Consider the following 19615-nt stretch of genomic DNA (forward strand, 5'->3'; position numbering starts at 1 on the left):
GCGCCGACGCCGCCCGTCGTGACTGACCCCACCCCGCCCACAGAGCAACCCAAGCCGGTCGAGACGGGCGCGTGGTCCACGGGCGATCTGCACGTGCACACGTTCCAGTCGGACGACGCGCAGGTCAGCCTGGAAAGCGCGCTGGACCAGGCGTTCGACCGCTACAAGCTGGACTGGGCCGCCATCTCGAACCATTTGCGCCTGTCCGCCCGCGACCATACCGGCGTCAACCTGCCCGGCGGATCGATTCCGTTCTCGCAAGGCATGGCGCAGTACGAAGTGCCCTACATCAAGCAGGCGCAGGCCGCGGGCCGCTACGCCGGCAAGATCATCTTCTCGTCGTTCGAATGGGACATGCCCACGCATGACCACGTGAACATCGGCATCGGCTACAACGATCCGCAGTCGCCCAAGTCGCTGGAGGCCGTGGCCGAGTTCGAATACCTGTTCACCAACCGCGACCCCAACCTGTTCGACCCGCTGCTGGTCTCGCGCCTGTCCGGCGAAACGCGCGCCTACACCACGCACGCCGACTCGCTGGCCGCGCTGAAGTGGCTGCGCGACAAGTACCCCGACAGCTACATGCTGCTGAACCACCCGTCGCGCTACGCGGGCAAGTACACCATCGGCCAGCTGCGCGAGATGAACGACCTGGCCCCGAACGTTTTCTTCGCCATCGAAGGCATGGTCGGCAACCAGATGGAGCCGGACCGTGGCGGCTACGCCACCGCCTACACCACCCCCTTCCTGCCCAACCGCACCTATGGCGGCGCCGACTACCTGGTCGCGCATCTGGGCGGCACGTGGGACGCGCTGCTGGGCGAAGGCCGCCGCATCTGGAACGTGGCCGATTCGGACTACCACTTCCGCACGAGCCAGGGTCTGTACAGCAGCGGCTACGCGCCCGGCGAGTACTCCAAGACGCACGTCTGGAAGGACGGCGACGACATGGCGGCCGTGGTGGCCGGCCTGAAGAGCGGCCGCATGTTCGGCGTCTTCGGCGACCTGATCGACGCGCTGGATTTCCAGGCCAAGGGCGCGACCGGCGCCGTGCACATGGGCGGTGAACTCAAGGCGGCAAAGGGTGAAGAGGTCCAGGTCACCATCCGCTTCCGCAGCCCCGAGCGCAACAACTACGAGTACCCGATCGAAAGCGGCAACCCCACCTACGTCAAGCCCACCGTGAACCACGTGGACCTGATCGTGGGCGACGTGACCGAGCGCGCCAAGTCCGGCACCCCGGAATACGACGTCGACACCAACCCCTCGACGCGCGTGCTGGCCCGCTTCACCAAGGCCGACTGGAAGGTGGACGAGGACGGCTACAACGTCATCACGACCACGATCACCGCCGACAAGAGCCAGTACCTGCGCTTGCGCGGCACCAATCTGGGCGTGGACGTGGCCGGCGAAACCGCAGCGGGCGAACCGCTGCCGGATGCCAAGGTCGATTTTGCCGACAACGCGGCGCGCTTCAACGCCATCAACGCCCGCAACTACAACGACCTGTGGTTCTACTCGAACCCGGTGTTCGTGACGGTCGCGAACTAATCTGACTGGCCCGCGCCGGCGCCGAGGTTATCGGCGCCATGGCGTGGACAAAAAAAATGCCCGGCAGATTTATGCCGGGCATTTTGCTTATTGCAGCGCGATCACTGCAACGTGCGGGTGAAGACGAACTGGCCGTCCTGCCAGTCCACCGGCACCACGTCGCGCGGGCCGAACCTACCTTCCAGGATCAGGCGCGCCACCGGGTTCTCGATCTGCTGCTGGATCGCACGCTTCAAGGGCCGTGCGCCAAACACCGGATCGAAGCCGGAGCGGGCCAGTTCCGCCAGCGCCGGTTCCGTGACCTCCAGCCGCATCTCCTGCTTTTCCAGGCGTTCGCCCAGACGGCGAAGCTGGATGCGGGCGATGGACTCGATGTGCTGCGCTTCCAGGCCATGGAACACCACGACTTCGTCGATGCGGTTCAGGAACTCAGGCCGCAGCGTCTGCTTGAGTTCATCCCACACCACTTCCTTGACCACGTCGTACGGCTGGCCAGCCAGCGTCTGGATATGGTGCGAACCCAGGTTCGACGTCATGACGATCACGGTATTGCGGAAGTCCACCGTGCGGCCCTGGCCATCGGTCAGGCGGCCGTCGTCCAGCACTTGCAGCAGCACGTTGAACACGTCCGGGTGCGCCTTTTCGACTTCATCGAGCAGCACCACGCTGTAGGGCTTGCGCCGCACGGCCTCGGTCAAGTAGCCGCCCTCTTCGTAGCCCACGTATCCCGGCGGCGCGCCGATCAGCCGCGCCACCGAATGCTTCTCCATGAACTCGCTCATGTCGATGCGGATCATGTGCTCCTCAGAATCGAACAGAAACTCGGCAAGCGCGCGCGTCAGCTCGGTCTTGCCCACGCCGGTGGGGCCCAGGAACAGGAACGAGCCATACGGGCGGGCCGGATCCGCAAGACCCGCACGCGAACGGCGGATGGCGTCGGACACCAGGCGCACGGCCTCGTCCTGGCCCACCACGCGCTTGTGCAGGAACTCTTCCATGTGCAGCAACTTCTCGCGCTCGCCCTGCATCATCTTCGACACGGGAATGCCCGTGGCGCGCGACACGACTTCCGCGATTTCCTCGGCGCCGACACGCGTGCGCAAGAGGCGCGGACGCGACTCGTCGCCTTCGGCGTTTTCGGCGGCCTCGGCGGCGCCCACCTCGGCGGCCTTCAGGCGCGCTTCAAGGTCCGGCAGCTTGCCGTACTGCAGCTCGGCCAGCTTGTCGAATTGGCCCTTGCGCTGCAGTTCGGCCATTTCGGCGCGCACGCTGTCGATCTCTTCCTTGATGGCTTGCGTGCCTTGCACCGCGGCCTTCTCGGCCTTCCAGATTTCCTCGAAGTCGTTGTATTCACGCTGCAGCTTCTGCAGCTCGTCCTCGATGACGCCCAGGCGGCGCTTGGACGCGTCGTCCGTTTCCTTCTTGACGGCCTCGCGCTCGATCTTGAGCTGGATGATGCGGCGGTCCAGCTTGTCCATCACTTCCGGCTTGGAGTCGATCTCCATGCGGATGCGCGCACCGGCCTCGTCGATCAGGTCGATGGCTTTGTCGGGCAGGAAGCGGTCGGTAATGTAGCGGTGCGACAGCTCGGCGGCCGCGACGATGGCCGGGTCGGTGATCTCGACGCCGTGGTGGATTTCGTAGCGTTCCTGCAGGCCGCGCAGGATGGCGATGGTGGATTCCACATCGGGCTCGTCGACCAGCACCTTCTGGAAGCGCCGCTCAAGCGCCGCGTCCTTCTCGATGTACTTGCGGTATTCGTCGAGCGTGGTGGCGCCAATGCAGTGCAACTCGCCGCGCGCAAGCGCCGGCTTGAGCATGTTGCCCGCGTCCATCGCGCCTTCGGCCTTGCCCGCGCCCACCATGGTGTGCAGCTCGTCGATGAACACGATGTTGCGGCCGTCGTCCTGGCCCAGCTCTTTCAGCACGGCCTTCAGGCGTTCCTCGAATTCGCCGCGGAACTTGGCGCCCGCCAGCAGCGCCGCCAGATCCAGCGACAGCACGCGCTTGCCGCGCAGGCTTTCCGGCACTTCGTCGTTGACGATGCGCTGCGCCAGGCCTTCGACGATGGCGGTCTTGCCGACGCCGGGTTCGCCGATCAGCACGGGGTTGTTCTTGGTGCGGCGCTGCAGGATCTGGATGGTGCGGCGAATTTCGTCGTCGCGGCCGATGACCGGATCCAGCTTGCCCTGCCGGGCGCGCTCGGTCAGGTCCAGCGTGTATTTGGAAAGGGCTTCGCGGTTGGCCTCGCCTTCCGCGCCCGAGACGTTCTCGCCGCCGCGCACGGCGTCGATCGCGGCTTCAAGGGCCTTTTTCTGCAGGCCCGCATCGCGCAGGATGCGGCCGGCCTCACCCTTGTCGTCGGCCAGTGCAAGCAGAAAGAGTTCGCTGGCGATGTAGGTGTCGCCGCGGCGGGCGGCTTCCTTGTCGGTGCGGGTCAGCACGCCCTGCAGGTCGCGGCCCACCTGGACGTTGTCTTCGCCCTGCACCTGCGGCAGCCCCTTCAGGGCGGACTCCAGCGCCGGGCCCAGGCGGTTGACCGCCACGCCGGCACGCGCCAGCAGACTGCCTGCGCCGCTGTCAGCATCCGACAGCAGGGCGGACAGCACGTGGACGGGTTCGATGTAGGGATGGTCGTTGCGGGCGGCGAGACTTTGCGCGTCCGCCAGCGCTTGTTGGAACTTGGTCGTCAGTTTGTCGAATCGCATAATGGTCGTATTGGCTTGTGGGGAGCCTGACCGATCCGTGCCGGCTGGCTCGATAACCTGAATATGTGGCCGGATGGGACAATTTCAACACCCGGCGGCCCTCATGGTTTTCTTCGACGTGCACCAGCAAACAGAGCAATGAGCATATACGTTTTTGTGTACGGCACCCTACGGGCCGGCGAAATCAACGATCTTGCCCGCGCCGCCGAGGCGCGCGGCTTGCCGGCCGCCAGCCACGTCGGACCGGCCAGCGTGCCTGGCATGCTGGTCGATTTCGGCGACTGGCCCGGCCTGATCCCCGTGGACGACGGACGGCGCGTACGCGGCGATGTCTACCGGGTGGATCCGGCGCTGATTGCCCTGATGGACGAGATCGAGGAATACGAGCCCGGCAAGCCCGGCTGCTTCGTACGCCGGACGGTTTCCGCCCGCCTGGAAGGCCCCGGCGCGACGGGTCTTCTGCCCTGCGCGTACTATCCGATCGACCCCGCGCTGCGGGCCGCGGCGGTCGATATTGCGGGGGACGACTGGATCGCTCACCGCCTTTCCAGAACAAAGCAGGACGCCCGGTAAGACACCCGTAGTAACAACGGACTACAATAGACGCCTGTCTCGTGCTTCACACCCGTTCCGGCGCCCGCCGCGCAATGGGCACTCTAAAGGTCATCGTATGCAAAAACGGGTCCCCATTGCCCCTGATGCCGCCCACTGTTCCACGTGCATGCTGGGTCACGTCTGCGTTCCCGTGGGCATGGCAGCCGCCGAAGTCGAAAAGCTGGACGAACTGGTTAAAGAGCGCGTCCGCGTGGAAAAAGGCAAGACGCTCTATTCGCTGGATCATCCGCTCGACGCCGTCTATGGCGTGCGCTTCGGCAGCCTGAAGACGCAGCTTGAAGACGCCACCGGCCAGATCCAGATCACCGGCTTTCATCTGCCCGGCGAAATCGTCGGCATGGACGGCATGCTGGACGGCAAGCACGTGTCGGCCGCCGTGGCGCTCGAAGACTCCGAGGTCTGCGTCATCCGCCTGAACGAAGTCGATCGCGTCGCGTCGCACCTGCCGTCGCTGCAACAGCAGTTCCGCCGCCTCATGAGCCGCGAGATCACCCGCTCGCACCAAATGCTGGCCTCGCTGGGGTCCATGCGGTCGGAACAGCGCCTGGCCGCGTTCCTCTTGAACCTGTCGCAGCGCTATGCCTCGCTGGGCTATTCGTCCACCGAGTTCGTACTGCGCATGAGCCGCGAAGAAATCGGCAACTACCTGGGCCTGACGCTGGAAACGGTCAGCCGTCTGTTCTCGCGATTTGCCCGCGACGGCCTCATCAAGATCAACCAGCGCGAAGTCCGCATCCTGGACCTGCCCGCGCTCAAGCAACTGCTGGGACACGAAAGCTGCTGAGCGGTCGCCGCGCCATGCGACGCCCGCCTGCCACTTCCCTGTCCCGCACCGCGCTGGCGGCATCGCTTGCCGTCGTCGCCATGCTCGCGTGCGGCGCCGCGCGCGCGCAAACGCCGCTGCCCGACCCCTACGACTACGACGAAGCCACGCCCGCGCCCAAGCGCGCGGCGCCGCTGCGCTGGCAGGCCGTTGAACTGGGCCGGCCCGGTCACCGGTACAAGATGCCGGTCTACGCCAACCGGGATCTGGCCAAGGACGACCTGCGCGGCATCAAGCAGGTGCTCATCGTCATCCACGGCGTCAAGCGCGACGCCGACAACTACTACGAAACCGCCGCCGCGCTGGTGGCCGCCGATCCCGGGCGCGCGAGCGACACGCTGGTTCTTGCCCCGCGGTTTTCCGGGTCGATCGACTCGGGTTTCTCGGGTATGGCGGCCTGGCGCAAGGCCAGCTGGGAAGACGGCCAGGAAAGCGTCCAGGCCACCGGCCGGCCTGCGCCCGTCACTTCGTTTCAGGTCCTGGACGACCTGCTGCGCAGCCTGAACGACCGCAAGCGCCTGCCAGCTCTTACCGGTCTCGTACTGGCCGGTCATTCGGCCGGCGCGCAACTGGTGCATCGGTATGCGGTGCTGAACAACGTGGACGGGGTGCTGCGCCGCGACGGCCTGGCCATGCGCTACGTCGTCGCCAACCCGTCTTCCTATCTGTACCTGACCAACGAGCGGCCACGCGCGGACGGCAAGGGTTACGCGCCGTACGAGCGCGGCATCTGCCCCACCTACAACCAGTACAAGTACGGCACCGACAAGCTGCCCGCCTACGCCCGCGAATCCGATGATTCCCGCCTTTTCGTGCGGTACGCGTCGCGCGATGTGGTCTACCTGCTGGGCGGCGCGGACAACAACCCCGAGCACCGGCTGCTGGACAAGGCCTGCGGCGCCGAAGCCCAGGGCGCCACGCGGCTGGCGCGCGGCACGGGCTATGTCCAGTACGAACACGTGCTGGCTACCCGCGGCGCCAAGCCCGTCCCCCTGCGTCACACCGCCTTCGAGGTCGGCGGCGTCGGCCACGACGGCAAGCGCATGTTCGGGTCAATCTGCGGCGTGCGGGCGCTGCTGGGCAGCGACGCCCGGGCCAGCAGCACTGCCGCGGCCTGCGACATCATCAAGCCGCGCGGCAAATAAGCCCGCCTCATCCCTAGGGAAATTCCCAAGCCATCCGGCTTGACACGGGTTTGCGGTAGGCCTAAAACTTAACCTTATGGTTAAGTTAAATGATGACGCTCTCGATGCCATCTTCTCCGCGCTGGCGGATGGCACACGCCGCCGGGTACTGGCGGACCTGGAACAGGGCTCGGCCTCGGTCAGCACGCTGGCGCGGCCTCACGCCATGTCCCTGCCCGCCTTCATGAAGCATTTGCGGGTGCTGGAAGACGCCGGCCTGATCGCGCGCGCCAAGGACGGGCGGGTGGTGAGCTGCACGCTGTCTCCCGAACCCATGCGCGCCGCCGCCGGCTGGCTGGCGCGGTACGAACGGTTCTGGACCGGGCAGCTGGATTCGCTGGCGCGATATCTCTATCACGAAGAGGAAATCCATCCATGGAAAACCGAATCTCCCCCCTCGAATTGCGGCTCCAGCGACGCTTCGACGCCCCAGTCGAACGCGTCTGGCGAGCCTGGACCGACCCGCAAGCGCTGATGCGCTGGTTCGGCCCTGCAGGCACGCAACGCGTGCTGCTGGCCGAGACCGACGTGCGCGTGGGCGGCGACTATCAGGTCGGCTTCATCACCGCAGACGGCGGGGAACACCACGCCAGCGGCCGCTACCAGGAAGTCGCGCTACATCGCCGGCTGGTGTTCACCTGGGCGTGGCGCGACACGCCGCAGGAAACCTCACTGATCACGTTGGACTTCACCTCGGCGGACGGGGGCACCGAGCTTGCCTTCCTGCAGACGCCGTTCGTCGACGAGGCCACCCGAGACGGCCACGAGGACGGCTGGTCCGGCGCCATGGATCGGCTGGCGGATCATCTGGCCGGCAAGGCCTGAACCTGCCGCAGTTGAATCTGTACCCCCGATCTGTCATTGCCCCCGGGTCATAGGGCCCGGCTCGCAAAGGAGACGCACAATGCAAACCGATCATCCCGTCGTATCCCGCCATGAATGGACTGTTGCGCGCGAGGCGCTGCTGCGGCGCGAGAAGGAACTGACCCACGCTTCAGACGCCCTGGTCCGCGACCGCATGGCGCTTCCGTGGGTCCGGATGGACAAGGCCTACACCTTCGAAGGCGCGCACGGCATGCACGGCCTGGATGCCCTGTTTCACGGCAGGCGCCAGCTCATCGTCTATCACTTCATGTTCAGTCCGGACTGGGAGGACGGATGCGTGGGCTGCTCGCTCCTGGCCGACCACCTGGACAGCGCACTCATGCACCTGCGGCACCACGACGTGACGGTCGTGGCCGTCTCGCGCGCGCCGTATGCCCAACTGGCCGCCTTCCAGGCCCGCATGGGCTGGCAGTTTGACTGGTACTCGTCAGCGGGTAGCGACTTCAATTTCGACTTCGAAGCGTCCGTGCCGCAGGCGGACGGCGCGGTCGAGGAACGCCCGGGAGCCAGCGCGTTCTTCCGTGATCCCGACGGCGAGATCTTCCACACCTACTCGGCCTTCGAACGCGGCGTGGAGCGCCTGGCGGGAGCCTACAACTACCTCGACATCGCGCCGCTGGGCCGCAACGAGAACGGCCCGTATTTCGACGTGCGCGACTGGGTGCGCCACCATGACCGATACGGCGACGCCGCGCGCCACGCCTGCCACGGCTAAGCCGCCGTCCTCGGCGGGCATGGCGGGCCTGTGGCTGGCCTGCCTGGCGGCCATGGGCGCCGGACTGCTGGTGGACACGTGGCGCACACCCGCGGCGCTGCTGGCCAGCGAATGCGGCGCGCCGGGAACGCTGGCGCAATTGGCGTGGCGGCACGTGGTGCTGATGCCGGCCAGCTCTGCCGCGATGGCGCTGGCGGCGCTGATGCCCTGGCCCGGGCCGCAAGGCGGCAACACGCCCCTGGCAAGCCGCGTGCTCTGCCTGGTCCTCATGGCCATCGGCATGGTGCTGGGCGCGCGCCTTGGCGTCCAGACGGCGCAGGCGCTGGGCGCCGCGCCCTTTTTCGGAATGGTGATGGGGATGGCCGCGGGGATGGCCGTGGCCCTGTTGCCTCTTGGCGCGGTCAGCGCCTGGCGCCGGTAAGCGGGCGAACGGCGGCCGGCGCCGTCTCGATCAACGCGGCGCCGGGCGCCTGGATTTCCAGCGCCGACGTCGCCTGCGCCACGCAGGGCAGGATCCAACCCTCTTCCTTTTCGTCGCGCGACAGGCCGGGCCATTCGATGCCGTACACGACCGATCCCTCGATCATCAGGCACATGCAGGCGCGGCAGGTGCCATTGCGGCACGAACTGGGCAGCTTGATGCCCGCCGCCTGCGCTGCCAGCAGCACGGACGTGCCAGCCGGCGCGTCAAAGCGCAGGCCCGAGGGCTGGACAAGAACCGGGTGCGAGCACATCGGCGTCAGGCACGCCCTCAGGCGACGTTGTCCTGCCAGTCCAGCTTCCAGGCGCCGGACAGCACGTTCTGCATCCACAGCACGCAGGTCAGCGTCTTGGCGTCGGTAACCTCGCCCTGGCTGCAAGCCGCAAGCACATCCTCCGGGCGCTTGCTGATGACGTCCAGGAATTCGTCCTGATCAAGCTGACGCTCGCCGGCCCGCAGGCCGCGCGCAAAGAAGATGTGAATGATTTCGGTGGAGTAGGCGATGGCCAGGTGCAAGGCGCCCGCGTGGGCCCACTGGCGGGCGGTATAGCCCGTTTCCTCCAGCAATTCGCGCTTGGCGCACACCAGCGGGTCCTCGCCCGGATCCAGCTTGCCCGCCGGAAACTCCGTCATCACGCGGCCGATGGGATACCGGAACTGGCGCTCGAGCAGGACGGTGCCGTCGTCGAGCAGCGGAATCACCACCACTGCGCCCGGGTGCACCACGTATTCGCGGATGCCCGTGTGGCCGTTGGGCAGGCTGACGGTGTCGCGGCGAATCTTCAGGAAGCTGCCGTCGTACGGCGCCTCGCTTTTAAGCAGCGTTTCGACGAGATGGGTATCGGCGGGTCGGGTCATGAGGACGTCTGGATCAGGGACTGGAAGGGGCGGCGGGCCGTTGCCGGCACGCCTGGCAGCTTACCATCGCGCCGCCGGCGGCCGGTCAGCCGAACTTGCGCGCGGCGTCCAGTGCAAGACCCGCGCCGATGCTGCCGAACAGGTCGCCTTCCACGCTGCGCGCCTCGGGCACCAGCCGGGACACGCTTTCGCGCAGGCGCGGCACGCGGCTGGAGCCGCCCGTGAAAAACACGGTGTCCACATCCGCCGTCGACACGCCGGCGTCTCGCAGCAATTGGCCCACGGTGGTTTCGACCTTGTCGATCAAGCGCTCCACGCTCGCGTCGAATGACGGGCGCGTCACCTCGACGCCCAGGTCCGGCGCGACGCGCGACAGGTCGATACGCGCGGCGGGCGCCTCGGACAGCGCGATCTTGGCTTCTTCCACCTGCACCGCCACCCAGTGGCCCGCACGCTCCTTCACCAGGTTCAGCAGCAGGTCGATCTTCTGACGATCACCGGCCTCGGCGCGGATGTAGGCAAAATGCTCGGCCGCCTTGCGCGTATAAGCCTGGTTGATGGTGTGCCAGCAGGCCAGGTTGCCGTATTGCGTCGACGGCACATCCTTGCCGCTGCGCAATTGGCTGCCCAGTCCCAGCAGCGGCATCACGTGCGCCAGGCTCAATTGCTTGTCGAAATCCACCCCGCCGATGTGCACGCCGCCATACGCCAGGATGTCGTCGCGGCGGTCCGGCTTGGCCGCGCGGTCCGGGCCCAGCCGGATCAGCGAAAAGTCCGACGTACCCCCGCCGATGTCGATCACCAGCACCAGCTCCTCGCGGCTGATCTGCGACTCGTAGTGAAAAGCGGCGGCCATCGGCTCGAACTGGAACTCGATGTCGGTAAACCCCACGCTGCGCGCGATCTCTTCCAGCGTGTCCTGCGCCGTCTGGTCAGACGCAGGATGGTCGTCCACGAAAAACACCGGACGACCCAGCACGGCGCGGGTAAAGCCGCGTCCGGCGGCCGTCTCGGCGCGCGCCTTCAATTCGGCGATAAAGCGCGTCAGCAGCACGCGAAACGGGATGGAGCGGCCCTGCACTTCCGTCGAGCCGTCGATCAGCGAGCTGCCCAACAGGCTTTTCATCGAGCGCATCAGGCGCCCGTCGTAACCGGCCAGGTAGTCGGAGATGGCCGCGCGGCCATAGCTGACCTCGGCGTCTTCGTCGTGGAAGAAGATGGCCGACGGCAAGGTGGTCTTGCCGTCCTCGAGCGCCAGGAGCGCATGTTGGTCGGGACGGCTCCAGCCGACAGTGGAATTGGAGGTGCCGAAGTCGACGCCGCAGGCGGTGGAAATCATGGGAATTCGGGCGCTTAGAGCAAAACGGCGCACAAGTGTACCCGCTCTCGCTCCGGCCCCAAATTCCGGCGCCTATTGCTGCTGGCGGCGCTGCTCCAGCTCGCGCAGGCATTGCTCCACGCCGGCCTGCATCTGCACGTTGGACACGGCCGCACGGTCCGACACCCGGCGGCAGCGCTGGTACTCGGCCTGGCTTTGCGGCGTGTCGCGGATCTCGGGGGGTGGGGGGGCCTCGGGCGTCACCGTCATGCGCAGCGTCGACGGCGGCGACAGGCTGCCCTTGGCCGAGGGAAACTGCATTTCCTGTGCGGCGCCAGGCATGACGTTCTGGGCCTGGGCGGCGCCCACTGCGCACAAGGCGGCAAGCAAGAAGGCGGATACGTGGTGTTTGTTCATGGCGACCTCTCTTGATAAGTCGACGCCGAGCCAGGGGCCAAGGCGTGCCGATTTATCGTATCCCCGGCGGCGCGCGGGCTTGGTGCCAAAGCGCTACACGGGGCGGGCCAGTTGTTTCCTGGGGTATCCGGCCTGACCGCTAGGACGCGCGGCGGGTTTTGCGCAACGGCTCCAGCAGCGACGACAACCCGTTGTGGTCCAGTTCATGCATCAACGCCAGCAAGCGCCCCAGCTCGCCGGGCGGAAAGCCCTTGCGCGCGAACCACGCCAGATACGGCCCCGGCAGGTCGGCGATCAGCCTGCCCTTGTACTTGCCAAAGGGCATGTCGCGCGTCACCAGCAGGGACAGCAATTCGGGATCCATCACATTCATCAGCGCGCGCCACCCGCAAACAGCTCGGCGGACGGCACGGCGGAGATCTTCACGCCAAAGCTGGAAATGGCCGGCAGCGTGGCATTGTGATGCGCCCGGATTTGCCCGCCGTCCGCATGCGGCTTGTCGTGCGTGGTGTGCGCATCGGCCGCCAGCGTGACCGCCAGACCCAGCCCCGCCGCACGCCGCACGGTCGTGTCCACGCAGAACTCGGTGGCGTATCCGCATACCACGAGATGCGTGACGCCACGGTCAGCCAGCACCTGCGCCAAATCGGTGCGGAGAAACGAATCCGGCGTTGTCTTGCGAACCCGGCTGTCGTTCGCGGCCGGAGCAAGGCGCGTATCCAGATCCCATCCGGGTTCGCCGTGCGCCAGGCCGGACCCGTGGCTTTCGTGCTGGACATAAATGACCGGCGCACCGGCGGCACGGGCGCGCTCGGCCAGCGCGTTGATGCGGGCCAGCACCTGCGCGGCCTCGAACGGCGGCGGCGAGGTTTCGAACAACGCGCGTTGTACGTCGATCACGATCAGGGCGGATGTCATGGAATGGCGTCAGGGGGTTGGCTGAATCACAATGCGCGGCTCGCACCGTACCGGAAAATTCACCGAATTGGCAATGAAGCAGAAATGGTGCGCGCGTTCGTGCAGCTGTTCCGCCAGCGCGGCATTGTCGCCGGCGCCAATGGTGACGTGGGGCCGCAGTGTCACCGAAGCAAATGCGCCACCCCGTTCGCGGTCTTCAACCATGACGCCGTCGGCCTCATCCCGATAGGCCTGCACGGTCACGCCTTCGACCGCGCACAGGTGCAGATACCAGAGCTTGTGGCAGGCCGACAGCGAGGCCACCAGCATGTCTTCGGGATTCCAGCGGGCAGCATCGCCACGAAACGCGGGGTCCGACGATCCCGGCACGTCGGGCTTGCCCGCGGCCTGAATGACGTGATCGCGGGAATAGGCCGCGTAACCGGCCGTGCCGGCGCCGGTATTGCCGGTCCATTCGACGGTGACGCGGTAATGGTGTTCGCCTTTCATGCCTTGGGTCCTGTAGCCGGGTTGTCCTGTTGCCTGGTTGCCATGTCGTCGCGCCGGCCGACCAATGCCGCCTCACGCGCAAGGAAGGCCGAGCTTAGCGCACGCCCAGCCCCGCCGGTTGGACGTTTATGACACGCATTGGTCTTACATCCCGTTTCAGCATGGGCCAGTTACTGTCCGTATCGTGAAGACGCGTCTGGCCATCTGTCCGTCTGCCCGTCAATTAGCCAGTCCGTCACACAGGAGCTCGCCATGATGATGAAAACCACCCTGACCTGCACCCTGAGTCTTGCGCTGCTCGCCGGCTGCGCCCCGTCAAAGCCCATCACCGCCCGCTCCGTGCCGGTGGACCACCACACCTCCCGCGACTCCCTCGACTGGCCCGGCAGCTACGAAGGCACCCTGCCCTGCGCCGACTGCCCCGGCATCCGCGCTCGCCTGACGCTGATGAAGGATGGCCGCTACGAAAAGCTGACGCAGTACCTGGACCGCCAGCCGCAGCCCGAGATCGTGTCGGGCACCTTCAGCTGGGAGTCCGACGGCAGCACGATCCGGCTGGATGCCGCGGGCGATAGCCAGCGTTACTTTGTCGGCGAGAACCAGGTAACGATGCTCTACCGCGACGGCACGCGTCCCACCGGCCCGCTCGCGGCGCATTACGTGCTGCGCCGCGTGCAATAAGCCATCGCGCGGCCGCCGGCTTTAGGGCTATCCTCTGGCATCAACCGCGCCCGGCGGCGCGCCTCATCCAGCAAGGAAGCCATGAAGACCGATCACGAAATGCTGTCTGCCTTCGCCCCGACGGGCGTGCTGCGCGCGTCCATCAACCTGGGCAATCCCATCCTCGCCAACACCGATCCCGCCACCGGCCAGCCCGGCGGCGTGTCGGTGGACCTGGCCACCGAACTCGCGCGCCGGCTCGACGTGAAGCTGGAACTCGTGGTCTTCAAATCCGCCGGTGAATCCGTCAACGCCGTCGCCGCCGAACAGGCCGACGTGGGCTTTTTCGCGATCGACCCGCTGCGTGGCGAGCAGATCGCCTTCACCGCGCCGTATGTCGTCATCGAAGGCGCCTATCTGGTGCGCCAGGACTCGCCCATCGCCCGCATGGACGAGGTCGACCGCCCCGGCCAGCGCGTCGTGGTCGGCAAGGGCAGCGCCTATGACTTGTACCTGACCCGAGAACTCAAGCAGGCCGAGATTTTCCGCGCCCCCACCTCGCCCGCCGTCGTCGACACCTTCGTGCAAGAAAACATGGAGGTCGCCGCGGGCGTCAAGCAACAGCTCGAAGCCGACGCGCAGCGTCTGGGCGGATTGCGCCTATTGGACGGACACTTCATGCTGATCCGCCAGGCGATGGGCGTGCCCAAAAGCCGAGGCGACAAGGCCAGCGCGTACCTGTCCGCCTACGTCGAGGCCATGAAGAAATCCGGCTTCGTCGCCGAGGCGCTGACGCGCCACAAGATCCAGGGCGCCGCCGTGGCGCCGCTGGAAGCGGCGGCGCAGGCATAGGCGCCGAAACACCGCGCGGCCGGGCGTCTTTAAACAGCGGCCCGGCCGGCAGCGATCGGGCTAGTGGCTGATCATCCAGGGCCTTGCGCCCGCGAATGACTTTGCGCCGTCTCGCGACGTGCGCGTTCGGCCCCGCGAGCGCGCACTGCCGCAGCACCCGCAGTTCATCCCATGCCCCGCGCGCGTGCTGCGCGGCTCATTGGCGCTGCGCTCGTTCGCCGCGTGCGCCCGGTTCATGGCCGACGACAGTGCCGACACCGCCGGCGCACCGCCCACGATGCGGCCCGACTGCGCCCCGCACTGCGGGCAATCGGCCGGATCCCGCCACTGCGCCAACGGCCGCAATGCGGCAAATTCCCCGCAATCCGCGCATGCATAGTCATACATCGGCATCTTCGCCTCCTAAAGATCGCGCGACAGCGGCATGTCGACGTCGCCCTTGATGTGCTTGACGGGCCCGCTCGCGGACGGCTGGATATCGAAGTCGAAGATCTCGGTGGGCAACCAGAGCGTGGCGCACGAATTGGGAATGTCCACCACGCCGCTGATGTGCCCCTGCACTGGCGCGCACCCCAGCAGCGAATAAGCCTGCGCGCCCGAATAGCCGAACTTCTTCAGGTATTCGATGGCGTTCAGGCAGGCCTGCCGATAGGCCACATTCACGTCCAGATAATGCTGCTTGCCGGCTTCGTCGACAGAAATACCCTCGAAAATCAGAAAGTCCTTATAGGCCGGCGTGATCGGACTGGGCTTGAAGATCGGATTGCGGATCGCATACTTGTCCATGCCGCCCTTGATCAGCGACACGCGCATGTGCACCCAACCGGCCATCTCGATTGCGCCGCAAAACGTGATCTCGCCGTCGCCCTGCGAAAAATGCAGATCGCCCACCGACAGCCCGCCGCCCTGCACATACACCGGAAAAAACACCCGCGCCCCGCGCGAGAGATCCTTGATGTCGCAATTGCCGCCATGCTCGCGCGGCGGAACCGTGCGCGCCCCCTCGCCCGCCGCACGATCGCGGTCGGCGCCCTGCAACGCCCCCATATGCGCGGTCTTGGGCGCGGGCGGATTGGCCAGCGGCGGCACGCGATCCGGATTCGTATCGATCAGCGCCTGCTCGCGCCGGTTCCATTCGTCCAGCAGCTTCCTGTCCGGCAGGCAGCCGATCAGCCCCGGATGGATCAACCCCGCGAAATTGACGCCGGGAATGTGCCGCGACGACGTAAACATGCCGTGAAAATCCCAAATGGATTTCTGCGCGTGCGGAAAATGATCGGTCAGAAAGCCGCCGCCATTGTTGCGGCTGAAAAATCCGTTGAACCCCCACAGGCTGTCCGGCTTGGCGCCGATATCCAGCAGGTCCACCACCAACAGATCACCCGGCTCCGCACCTTCCACCCCTACCGGTCCGGACAGAAAATGCACGGTCGACAAATCCACGTCCCGCACGTCGTCGGCGCTGTCGTCATTCTTGATCGCGCCGCCCGTCCAGTCATAAGTTTCCAAAATGAAATCGTCCCCGGGCTTCACCCACACCGCCATCGGAATATCCGGATGCCAGCGGTTGTGGATCTGCTTGTTTTCGTAGGGGGATTGCTCCAGATCGACACTGATAAGCGTATTGGTCATTCTCTTTCATCTCCGTCGTAAAGCGTTGATAAAACAGAAGGGGTGACCGCTGGCTGTCTAAAAAGAAGCGCGAAACAAGGCTTCGAAAGCCATTGATCTGTCAGGGACGGTAGGACAGTTTTAGACAGCGGTAAACTGGCTTTTTGCACAGTGACTGATGCCTGTGCCGCAACTGCATTGCGCAGCGCGCCGAGTATTACGCCGTAGGCAGGGTCCCATACGCGCAACGCGTCGTATGGGACTCGCCGATCTCGCTTCAGCCCTGCAGAAGAATCCCCAGCCGGCTATTCCAAGTGTCGCCATAACCCTTGCCAGCAACAGGAATGCGGATCAATGGCCGCTTCAGGTCGTTGGTGGAAAAGTCGAAATGCACGTTCAGGAACGACAGGTTTCCGCTGCCCGACTTTTCAGTCCATTTGAGTTGCCACTTGCGGATGTATGAAAAGTCCAGGACTTCGCCCGGGTCCTTCGCGCCATCCACCATGCACAGTTTCTGGCTTTGCGGGTCGAACGCGATGACGACCTTCTTGTCCTTGTCGCTCAGAATCAATTCGCTGTCGACACTGTCTTCCGGAAACGCCGTGCCCAACCGCTGATTGTGTTCGCGAAACTTCGCCAACAATGCCTTGTGGCGCTTCTGCTGGCGATGCACAGCCCAGGCGATCACCGCAACGATCGTCAGGACAATGGAAATGATATTGAACATGGTGCTGGCCCCCTGATGGCCGATAAACGCTGTAATGGCGTTAACGGCCGCAAGGGCGGGAAACTTTAACCAGCAGTTATGATGCAAGCCATTCCTCGCGCTCCACGAAGGTTCTCCCGCATGGCCGTCTTGCACCGCCCGTCCCTCGCCGCTCTTCTCATCATCGCCGCGTGCACCAGCGCGCCCGCAATTGCCGACGACGGCTGTGTCGCGCGCGTCGATGCCGAGCTGGTACGCATCAAACAGGCGCAGGACGCCCAACGCACGCGCGAGGCCGCCAATAACCTGGAACTGAATCGAGAGCTATGCCAGGGCCGCCTGGACCTGCTGGACGCGCGCTTTGCCTTGAGCGACGACTTCGAGGCGTGCCGCCGCAATGGCGTGCAGTTTTCGGATCAGGTCACGCGCACACTGACGGGCGCGTCCGACGATCTCACCGGCATGAAGGCCTCGTGGATCCGGACCTGCGGCCTGCAAATGAAGGACTGAGAGGGCCGCCTTCAAGTCAGATATTTCAATTGCAGCCGCTAGAGCGGCCGCAATCTAGGTCAACAACGGCGTCGTTCTTATGCCGCCTGCTTCTGACCATCGCGCGGAAAGAAAATCGCGCGGCTGGGATCAAAGCCATAGAGGGACTCGTACTCCGGCGCGTCTGCCGCCAGCGCGAGCACCGACTCCAGAATGAAATCCGCCTTCGCGTCCGACAGCAGCGCGCTGAAGTTCAACCGCACAAAGCCCGGCTTCTCGATCTCGCGGCCGTCCAGAATGGCCTGCCGCATCTGCAACGACTGCGTCTCGTCAATATCCAGCAGACGGTGCACATAGGGCCCCGCGCAAGCGCATCCGCCGCGTGCCTGTATGCCGAAGCGATCGCTCAGCATGCGCGTCACCAGCTGCTGATGCACGAATCCGCCCTTGCCATCGCGCACCCGAAACGAAAAGATCGGCAGGCGGTTCGCCGTCAGCGAACCCAGCAGTTCCAGACGCTCCGCACCCTTCCAGGCCGCAAGCGCGCGCTGCACGAAGTGCGCATGGCGCTCCTGCATGAATGCCGCCCCCAACGCTTCCTTCACCAGCACCACCAGCGCGGCGCGGATGTCGCCCACCACGTTTGGCGTACCCGCCTCTTCGCGCGACTCCAGACTGCCGCTGTAATCATGGCCCACCGGCGACACAAACTTCACCGTGCCGCCGCCCGGCCAGGTCGGCGTCGTGTCCAGCACCGCATCGCGGCGCACGATCAGCACGCCCGAAGCTCCCGGGCCGCCGATGAACTTGTGCGGGGAAAACACGATGGCGTCGATCTGCGCATCGCTCGCGGGCGACATCAGGATAGGCAGGTACGGCGCGCCGCCCGCATAGTCCCACAGCATCTTCGCGCCGGCCGCCTTCACAAGCCGCGTAATGCCGGCGACATCCGCCACGATGCCCGTCACGTTCGACGCCGCCGACAGCGCGCAGACGACCAGCGCGTTTTCCGGCGCCTGCAGCGCCTGCGCCAACTGCGCCAGGTCCGGCCCGCCTTCCGGGCTTTCTGCCAGTTCGACGATCTCAGCGCCGCATTCGCGCCACGGCAGGATGTTCGAATGATGCTCGTACGGCCCGATGATGACCCGGACCTTGCGACCGGCAGCCACTGCCGCCTTCACGCCGAACAGATTCACGAGCCGGTTGATACCCGCCGTCGCGCCCGACCCCGAGAAAATCACCGCATGCTCATCGCCGGCGCCACAACAACGCCCGATGGCAGCGCGCGCCTCGCGCCGCAGCCGCGTAATAAAGCCGCCGCAAAACGACGCCTCGGTGTGCGAATTGGCGTAATACGGCAGCACCTGTTCAAGCACAAAGCGCTCCACCTGCATCAGCGCCCTGCCCGACGCGACGTAATCCGCATAGACCAGAGGCTTGGAACCGAAAGGCCCGTCAATGCAGGCATCCTTGCCGATAAGCCCGTCGGCAAGCGCCGCCGCGATATCGGAAGTCTTCAGGCTGTCTTGAAACTGCTGCAACGGCGAAGCCGAGACGCGGACGGGCGCCTCGGCGAAAGGCATATTCATGGCGAGAGGGATCCGAAAAGTACGCAAATATCATACGATGGATGCCTTGATGAAACATCACCGTTTTTTTGCCATAAGTTCATGAAAACGGGTCATATGATCGAATCCATGGAAAAAATCGACAAGCTTGATCTGAGTATCATCTCTTGCCTGCAAAAAGACGGCGCGCTGTCGCAGCGCGAGCTTGCCGATAGGGTCGGCCTGTCGCAGAACGCGTGCTGGCGCAGGCTTCAACGATTGAACGCCTGCGGCATCATCCGCGGCACGCGTGCTGAAGTCAGTCTGGTCGCGCTGGGCCTGGACCTCACCGTCTTCGTCATGATCCGCACCAGTCACCACGCCAAGGCCTGGGCCGATGGATTCCGCCAGCACGTCGAGCGCCTGCCGGAGGTGACGGAGTTCTATCGCATCGGCGGCGATTGGGACTACCTGATCAAGGTTGTCTGCCGCGGCATGGTGGGATACGACCGGTTCTATCAGAAGCTGATTACGGATTTTGAGCTGTCCACCGTGACGGGGTTCTTCAGCATGGAAGCGATCATTGAGAACCGGCCGCCGGATCTGCGGATGCTGGAAGATTGAGGACGCTGCGCGGTAGAAGCGATGGCGCTGTCGTCGGCTGCGCGCCGAAAAGGCGGCGCGGTGTAATGGTTGCCGGTCACTTATCGATAATCGCGTCGTGTTTCGGGCGCCGGCAGCCCGCTGGAGGCAATCACGTGGTCCAGTCATCGGCCGCCATTTGAAAT

Annotated in this window: 24 protein-coding genes; 12 read left to right on the forward strand and 12 right to left on the reverse strand. The window is 65.4% G+C overall.

Annotation, left to right across the window (positions count from 1 at the left end; genetic code table 11):
* A partial coding sequence (locus AC6LJW_RS22505) for a CehA/McbA family metallohydrolase domain-containing protein (RefSeq protein ID WP_498088287.1) occupies nucleotides 1-1551 on the forward strand: 1551 nt, incomplete at its 5' end.
* Between the two features lie 101 nt (nucleotides 1552-1652).
* Here the strand turns inward: AC6LJW_RS22505 and clpB are convergent.
* The gene (gene clpB / locus AC6LJW_RS22510) at nucleotides 1653-4259 is read right to left on the reverse strand and encodes an ATP-dependent chaperone ClpB (RefSeq protein WP_056562793.1); all 2607 of its coding nucleotides are present in this window, start codon (nucleotides 4257-4259) and stop codon (nucleotides 1653-1655) included.
* 138 nt (nucleotides 4260-4397) lie between these two features.
* Here clpB and AC6LJW_RS22515 point away from each other — a divergent pair, with 138 nt between their 5' ends.
* The 7 genes from AC6LJW_RS22515 to AC6LJW_RS22545 all read left to right on the forward strand — a co-directional run bounded on the left by AC6LJW_RS22515 (nucleotide 4398) and on the right by AC6LJW_RS22545 (nucleotide 8902).
* Complete coding sequence (locus AC6LJW_RS22515; protein WP_056562795.1) at nucleotides 4398-4832, forward strand: gamma-glutamylcyclotransferase family protein; 435 nt, start codon at nucleotides 4398-4400, stop codon at nucleotides 4830-4832.
* Nucleotides 4833-4929: 97 nt separating this feature from the next.
* A complete protein-coding gene (fnr, locus tag AC6LJW_RS22520) occupies nucleotides 4930-5658 on the forward strand; it encodes a fumarate/nitrate reduction transcriptional regulator Fnr (RefSeq protein ID WP_056324138.1) in 729 nt (242 codons plus the stop codon).
* Between the two features lie 14 nt (nucleotides 5659-5672).
* Complete coding sequence (locus AC6LJW_RS22525) at nucleotides 5673-6842, forward strand: hypothetical protein (RefSeq protein ID WP_498088289.1); 1170 nt, start codon at nucleotides 5673-5675, stop codon at nucleotides 6840-6842.
* Nucleotides 6843-6918: 76 nt separating this feature from the next.
* The gene (locus tag AC6LJW_RS22530; RefSeq protein WP_498088290.1) at nucleotides 6919-7356 is read left to right on the forward strand and encodes an ArsR/SmtB family transcription factor; all 438 of its coding nucleotides are present in this window, start codon (nucleotides 6919-6921) and stop codon (nucleotides 7354-7356) included.
* Entirely contained in the window at nucleotides 7257-7706 is a 450-nt protein-coding gene (locus AC6LJW_RS22535; protein ID WP_427986563.1) for an SRPBCC family protein, read from the forward strand. The genes AC6LJW_RS22530 and AC6LJW_RS22535 overlap by 100 nt, the downstream gene beginning before the upstream one ends.
* A 79-nt stretch (nucleotides 7707-7785) precedes the next feature.
* A complete protein-coding gene (locus AC6LJW_RS22540; RefSeq protein ID WP_498088291.1) occupies nucleotides 7786-8481 on the forward strand; it encodes a DUF899 domain-containing protein in 696 nt (231 codons plus the stop codon).
* Entirely contained in the window at nucleotides 8438-8902 is a 465-nt protein-coding gene (locus tag AC6LJW_RS22545; protein ID WP_498088292.1) for a hypothetical protein, read from the forward strand. The genes AC6LJW_RS22540 and AC6LJW_RS22545 overlap by 44 nt, the downstream gene beginning before the upstream one ends.
* Here AC6LJW_RS22545 and AC6LJW_RS22550 read toward each other — a convergent pair.
* From AC6LJW_RS22550 to AC6LJW_RS22580, 7 genes are all read right to left on the reverse strand, one after another.
* Complete coding sequence (locus AC6LJW_RS22550) at nucleotides 8883-9215, reverse strand: 2Fe-2S iron-sulfur cluster-binding protein (protein ID WP_498088293.1); 333 nt, start codon at nucleotides 9213-9215, stop codon at nucleotides 8883-8885. The genes AC6LJW_RS22545 and AC6LJW_RS22550 overlap by 20 nt on opposite strands.
* Nucleotides 9216-9232: 17 nt before the next feature.
* The gene (locus AC6LJW_RS22555) at nucleotides 9233-9820 is read right to left on the reverse strand and encodes an NUDIX domain-containing protein (RefSeq protein WP_056562813.1); all 588 of its coding nucleotides are present in this window, start codon (nucleotides 9818-9820) and stop codon (nucleotides 9233-9235) included.
* 85 nt (nucleotides 9821-9905) lie between these two features.
* Complete coding sequence (locus AC6LJW_RS22560) at nucleotides 9906-11159, reverse strand: Hsp70 family protein (protein WP_105239547.1); 1254 nt, start codon at nucleotides 11157-11159, stop codon at nucleotides 9906-9908.
* 72 nt (nucleotides 11160-11231) lie between these two features.
* Nucleotides 11232-11555, reverse strand: coding sequence for a hypothetical protein (locus AC6LJW_RS22565; protein WP_498088294.1), 324 nt, complete (start codon nucleotides 11553-11555; stop codon nucleotides 11232-11234).
* A 139-nt stretch (nucleotides 11556-11694) separates the two neighbouring features.
* Nucleotides 11695-11919 carry a DUF3820 family protein gene (locus AC6LJW_RS22570; RefSeq protein ID WP_056566731.1) on the reverse strand — a complete coding sequence of 75 codons (225 nt, stop codon included), beginning with the start codon at nucleotides 11917-11919 and terminating at the stop codon, nucleotides 11695-11697.
* An 8-nt stretch (nucleotides 11920-11927) separates the two neighbouring features.
* A complete protein-coding gene (locus tag AC6LJW_RS22575) occupies nucleotides 11928-12473 on the reverse strand; it encodes a cysteine hydrolase family protein (protein ID WP_498088295.1) in 546 nt (181 codons plus the stop codon).
* Nucleotides 12474-12482: 9 nt separating this feature from the next.
* Complete coding sequence (locus tag AC6LJW_RS22580) at nucleotides 12483-12962, reverse strand: OsmC family protein (protein ID WP_056562825.1); 480 nt, start codon at nucleotides 12960-12962, stop codon at nucleotides 12483-12485.
* A 255-nt stretch (nucleotides 12963-13217) separates the two neighbouring features.
* On the opposite strand from AC6LJW_RS22580, the gene AC6LJW_RS22585 reads away from it, so the two are divergent.
* Both AC6LJW_RS22585 and AC6LJW_RS22590 read left to right on the forward strand, forming a co-directional pair.
* Nucleotides 13218-13643, forward strand: coding sequence for a copper resistance protein NlpE (locus AC6LJW_RS22585; RefSeq protein ID WP_056566734.1), 426 nt, complete (start codon nucleotides 13218-13220; stop codon nucleotides 13641-13643).
* Nucleotides 13644-13724: 81 nt separating this feature from the next.
* Complete coding sequence (locus AC6LJW_RS22590; RefSeq protein ID WP_427986559.1) at nucleotides 13725-14474, forward strand: ABC transporter substrate-binding protein; 750 nt, start codon at nucleotides 13725-13727, stop codon at nucleotides 14472-14474.
* Between the two features lie 60 nt (nucleotides 14475-14534).
* Here the strand turns inward: AC6LJW_RS22590 and AC6LJW_RS22595 are convergent, their stop codons facing one another.
* From AC6LJW_RS22595 to AC6LJW_RS22605, 3 genes are all read right to left on the reverse strand, one after another.
* Nucleotides 14535-14867 carry an FmdB family zinc ribbon protein gene (locus tag AC6LJW_RS22595; RefSeq protein WP_498088296.1) on the reverse strand — a complete coding sequence of 111 codons (333 nt, stop codon included), beginning with the start codon at nucleotides 14865-14867 and terminating at the stop codon, nucleotides 14535-14537.
* A gap of 9 nt (nucleotides 14868-14876) precedes the next feature.
* Nucleotides 14877-16106, reverse strand: a complete 1230-nt coding sequence (fmdA, locus tag AC6LJW_RS22600) for a formamidase (RefSeq protein ID WP_056562834.1) — start codon at nucleotides 16104-16106, stop codon at nucleotides 14877-14879.
* A 256-nt stretch (nucleotides 16107-16362) separates the two neighbouring features.
* Nucleotides 16363-16899: a hypothetical protein gene (locus AC6LJW_RS22605; protein WP_498088297.1), complete on the reverse strand. Its 537-nt coding sequence runs from the start codon at nucleotides 16897-16899 to the stop codon at nucleotides 16363-16365.
* A gap of 33 nt (nucleotides 16900-16932) precedes the next feature.
* Between AC6LJW_RS22605 and AC6LJW_RS22610 the strand changes: the two genes are divergently transcribed.
* Nucleotides 16933-17301 carry a hypothetical protein gene (locus AC6LJW_RS22610; protein ID WP_498088298.1) on the forward strand — a complete coding sequence of 123 codons (369 nt, stop codon included), beginning with the start codon at nucleotides 16933-16935 and terminating at the stop codon, nucleotides 17299-17301.
* A 77-nt stretch (nucleotides 17302-17378) separates the two neighbouring features.
* Here AC6LJW_RS22610 and AC6LJW_RS22615 read toward each other — a convergent pair whose 3' ends face one another.
* Nucleotides 17379-18869 (reverse strand): aminotransferase class V-fold PLP-dependent enzyme, encoded by a 1491-nt coding sequence (locus AC6LJW_RS22615; protein ID WP_056562843.1) that lies wholly within the window; start codon nucleotides 18867-18869, stop codon nucleotides 17379-17381.
* Between the two features lie 108 nt (nucleotides 18870-18977).
* Between AC6LJW_RS22615 and AC6LJW_RS22620 the strand changes: the two genes are divergently transcribed.
* Complete coding sequence (locus AC6LJW_RS22620; RefSeq protein WP_234015665.1) at nucleotides 18978-19451, forward strand: Lrp/AsnC family transcriptional regulator; 474 nt, start codon at nucleotides 18978-18980, stop codon at nucleotides 19449-19451.
* The last annotated feature ends 164 nt before the right edge of the window (nucleotides 19452-19615 follow it).

The sequence above is a fragment of the Achromobacter sp. 1012554356 genome (genome assembly GCF_059760815.1).

Coding starts and splice junctions, on each gene's coding strand:
- fmdA (WP_056562834.1), bottom strand. CDS start 16,106: ATGACCAATACGCTTATCAGTGTCGATCTGGAGCAATCCCCCTACGAA.
- AC6LJW_RS22575 (WP_498088295.1), bottom strand. CDS start 12,473: ATGACATCCGCCCTGATCGTGATCGACGTACAACGCGCGTTGTTCGAA.
- AC6LJW_RS22515 (WP_056562795.1), top strand. CDS start 4,398: ATGAGCATATACGTTTTTGTGTACGGCACCCTACGGGCCGGCGAAATC.
- AC6LJW_RS22585 (WP_056566734.1), top strand. CDS start 13,218: ATGATGAAAACCACCCTGACCTGCACCCTGAGTCTTGCGCTGCTCGCC.
- AC6LJW_RS22565 (WP_498088294.1), bottom strand. CDS start 11,555: ATGAACAAACACCACGTATCCGCCTTCTTGCTTGCCGCCTTGTGCGCA.
- AC6LJW_RS22525 (WP_498088289.1), top strand. CDS start 5,673: ATGCGACGCCCGCCTGCCACTTCCCTGTCCCGCACCGCGCTGGCGGCA.
- AC6LJW_RS22610 (WP_498088298.1), top strand. CDS start 16,933: ATGGCCGTCTTGCACCGCCCGTCCCTCGCCGCTCTTCTCATCATCGCC.
- AC6LJW_RS22595 (WP_498088296.1), bottom strand. CDS start 14,867: ATGCCGATGTATGACTATGCATGCGCGGATTGCGGGGAATTTGCCGCA.
- AC6LJW_RS22540 (WP_498088291.1), top strand. CDS start 7,786: ATGCAAACCGATCATCCCGTCGTATCCCGCCATGAATGGACTGTTGCG.
- AC6LJW_RS22555 (WP_056562813.1), bottom strand. CDS start 9,820: ATGACCCGACCCGCCGATACCCATCTCGTCGAAACGCTGCTTAAAAGC.
- fnr (WP_056324138.1), top strand. CDS start 4,930: ATGCAAAAACGGGTCCCCATTGCCCCTGATGCCGCCCACTGTTCCACG.
- AC6LJW_RS22530 (WP_498088290.1), top strand. CDS start 6,919: ATGGTTAAGTTAAATGATGACGCTCTCGATGCCATCTTCTCCGCGCTG.
- AC6LJW_RS22620 (WP_234015665.1), top strand. CDS start 18,978: ATGGAAAAAATCGACAAGCTTGATCTGAGTATCATCTCTTGCCTGCAA.
- AC6LJW_RS22615 (WP_056562843.1), bottom strand. CDS start 18,869: ATGAATATGCCTTTCGCCGAGGCGCCCGTCCGCGTCTCGGCTTCGCCG.
- AC6LJW_RS22535 (WP_427986563.1), top strand. CDS start 7,257: ATGGAAAACCGAATCTCCCCCCTCGAATTGCGGCTCCAGCGACGCTTC.
- AC6LJW_RS22550 (WP_498088293.1), bottom strand. CDS start 9,215: ATGTGCTCGCACCCGGTTCTTGTCCAGCCCTCGGGCCTGCGCTTTGAC.
- AC6LJW_RS22580 (WP_056562825.1), bottom strand. CDS start 12,962: ATGAAAGGCGAACACCATTACCGCGTCACCGTCGAATGGACCGGCAAT.
- AC6LJW_RS22570 (WP_056566731.1), bottom strand. CDS start 11,919: ATGGATCCCGAATTGCTGTCCCTGCTGGTGACGCGCGACATGCCCTTT.
- AC6LJW_RS22560 (WP_105239547.1), bottom strand. CDS start 11,159: ATGATTTCCACCGCCTGCGGCGTCGACTTCGGCACCTCCAATTCCACT.
- clpB (WP_056562793.1), bottom strand. CDS start 4,259: ATGCGATTCGACAAACTGACGACCAAGTTCCAACAAGCGCTGGCGGAC.
- AC6LJW_RS22590 (WP_427986559.1), top strand. CDS start 13,725: ATGAAGACCGATCACGAAATGCTGTCTGCCTTCGCCCCGACGGGCGTG.
- AC6LJW_RS22545 (WP_498088292.1), top strand. CDS start 8,438: ATGACCGATACGGCGACGCCGCGCGCCACGCCTGCCACGGCTAAGCCG.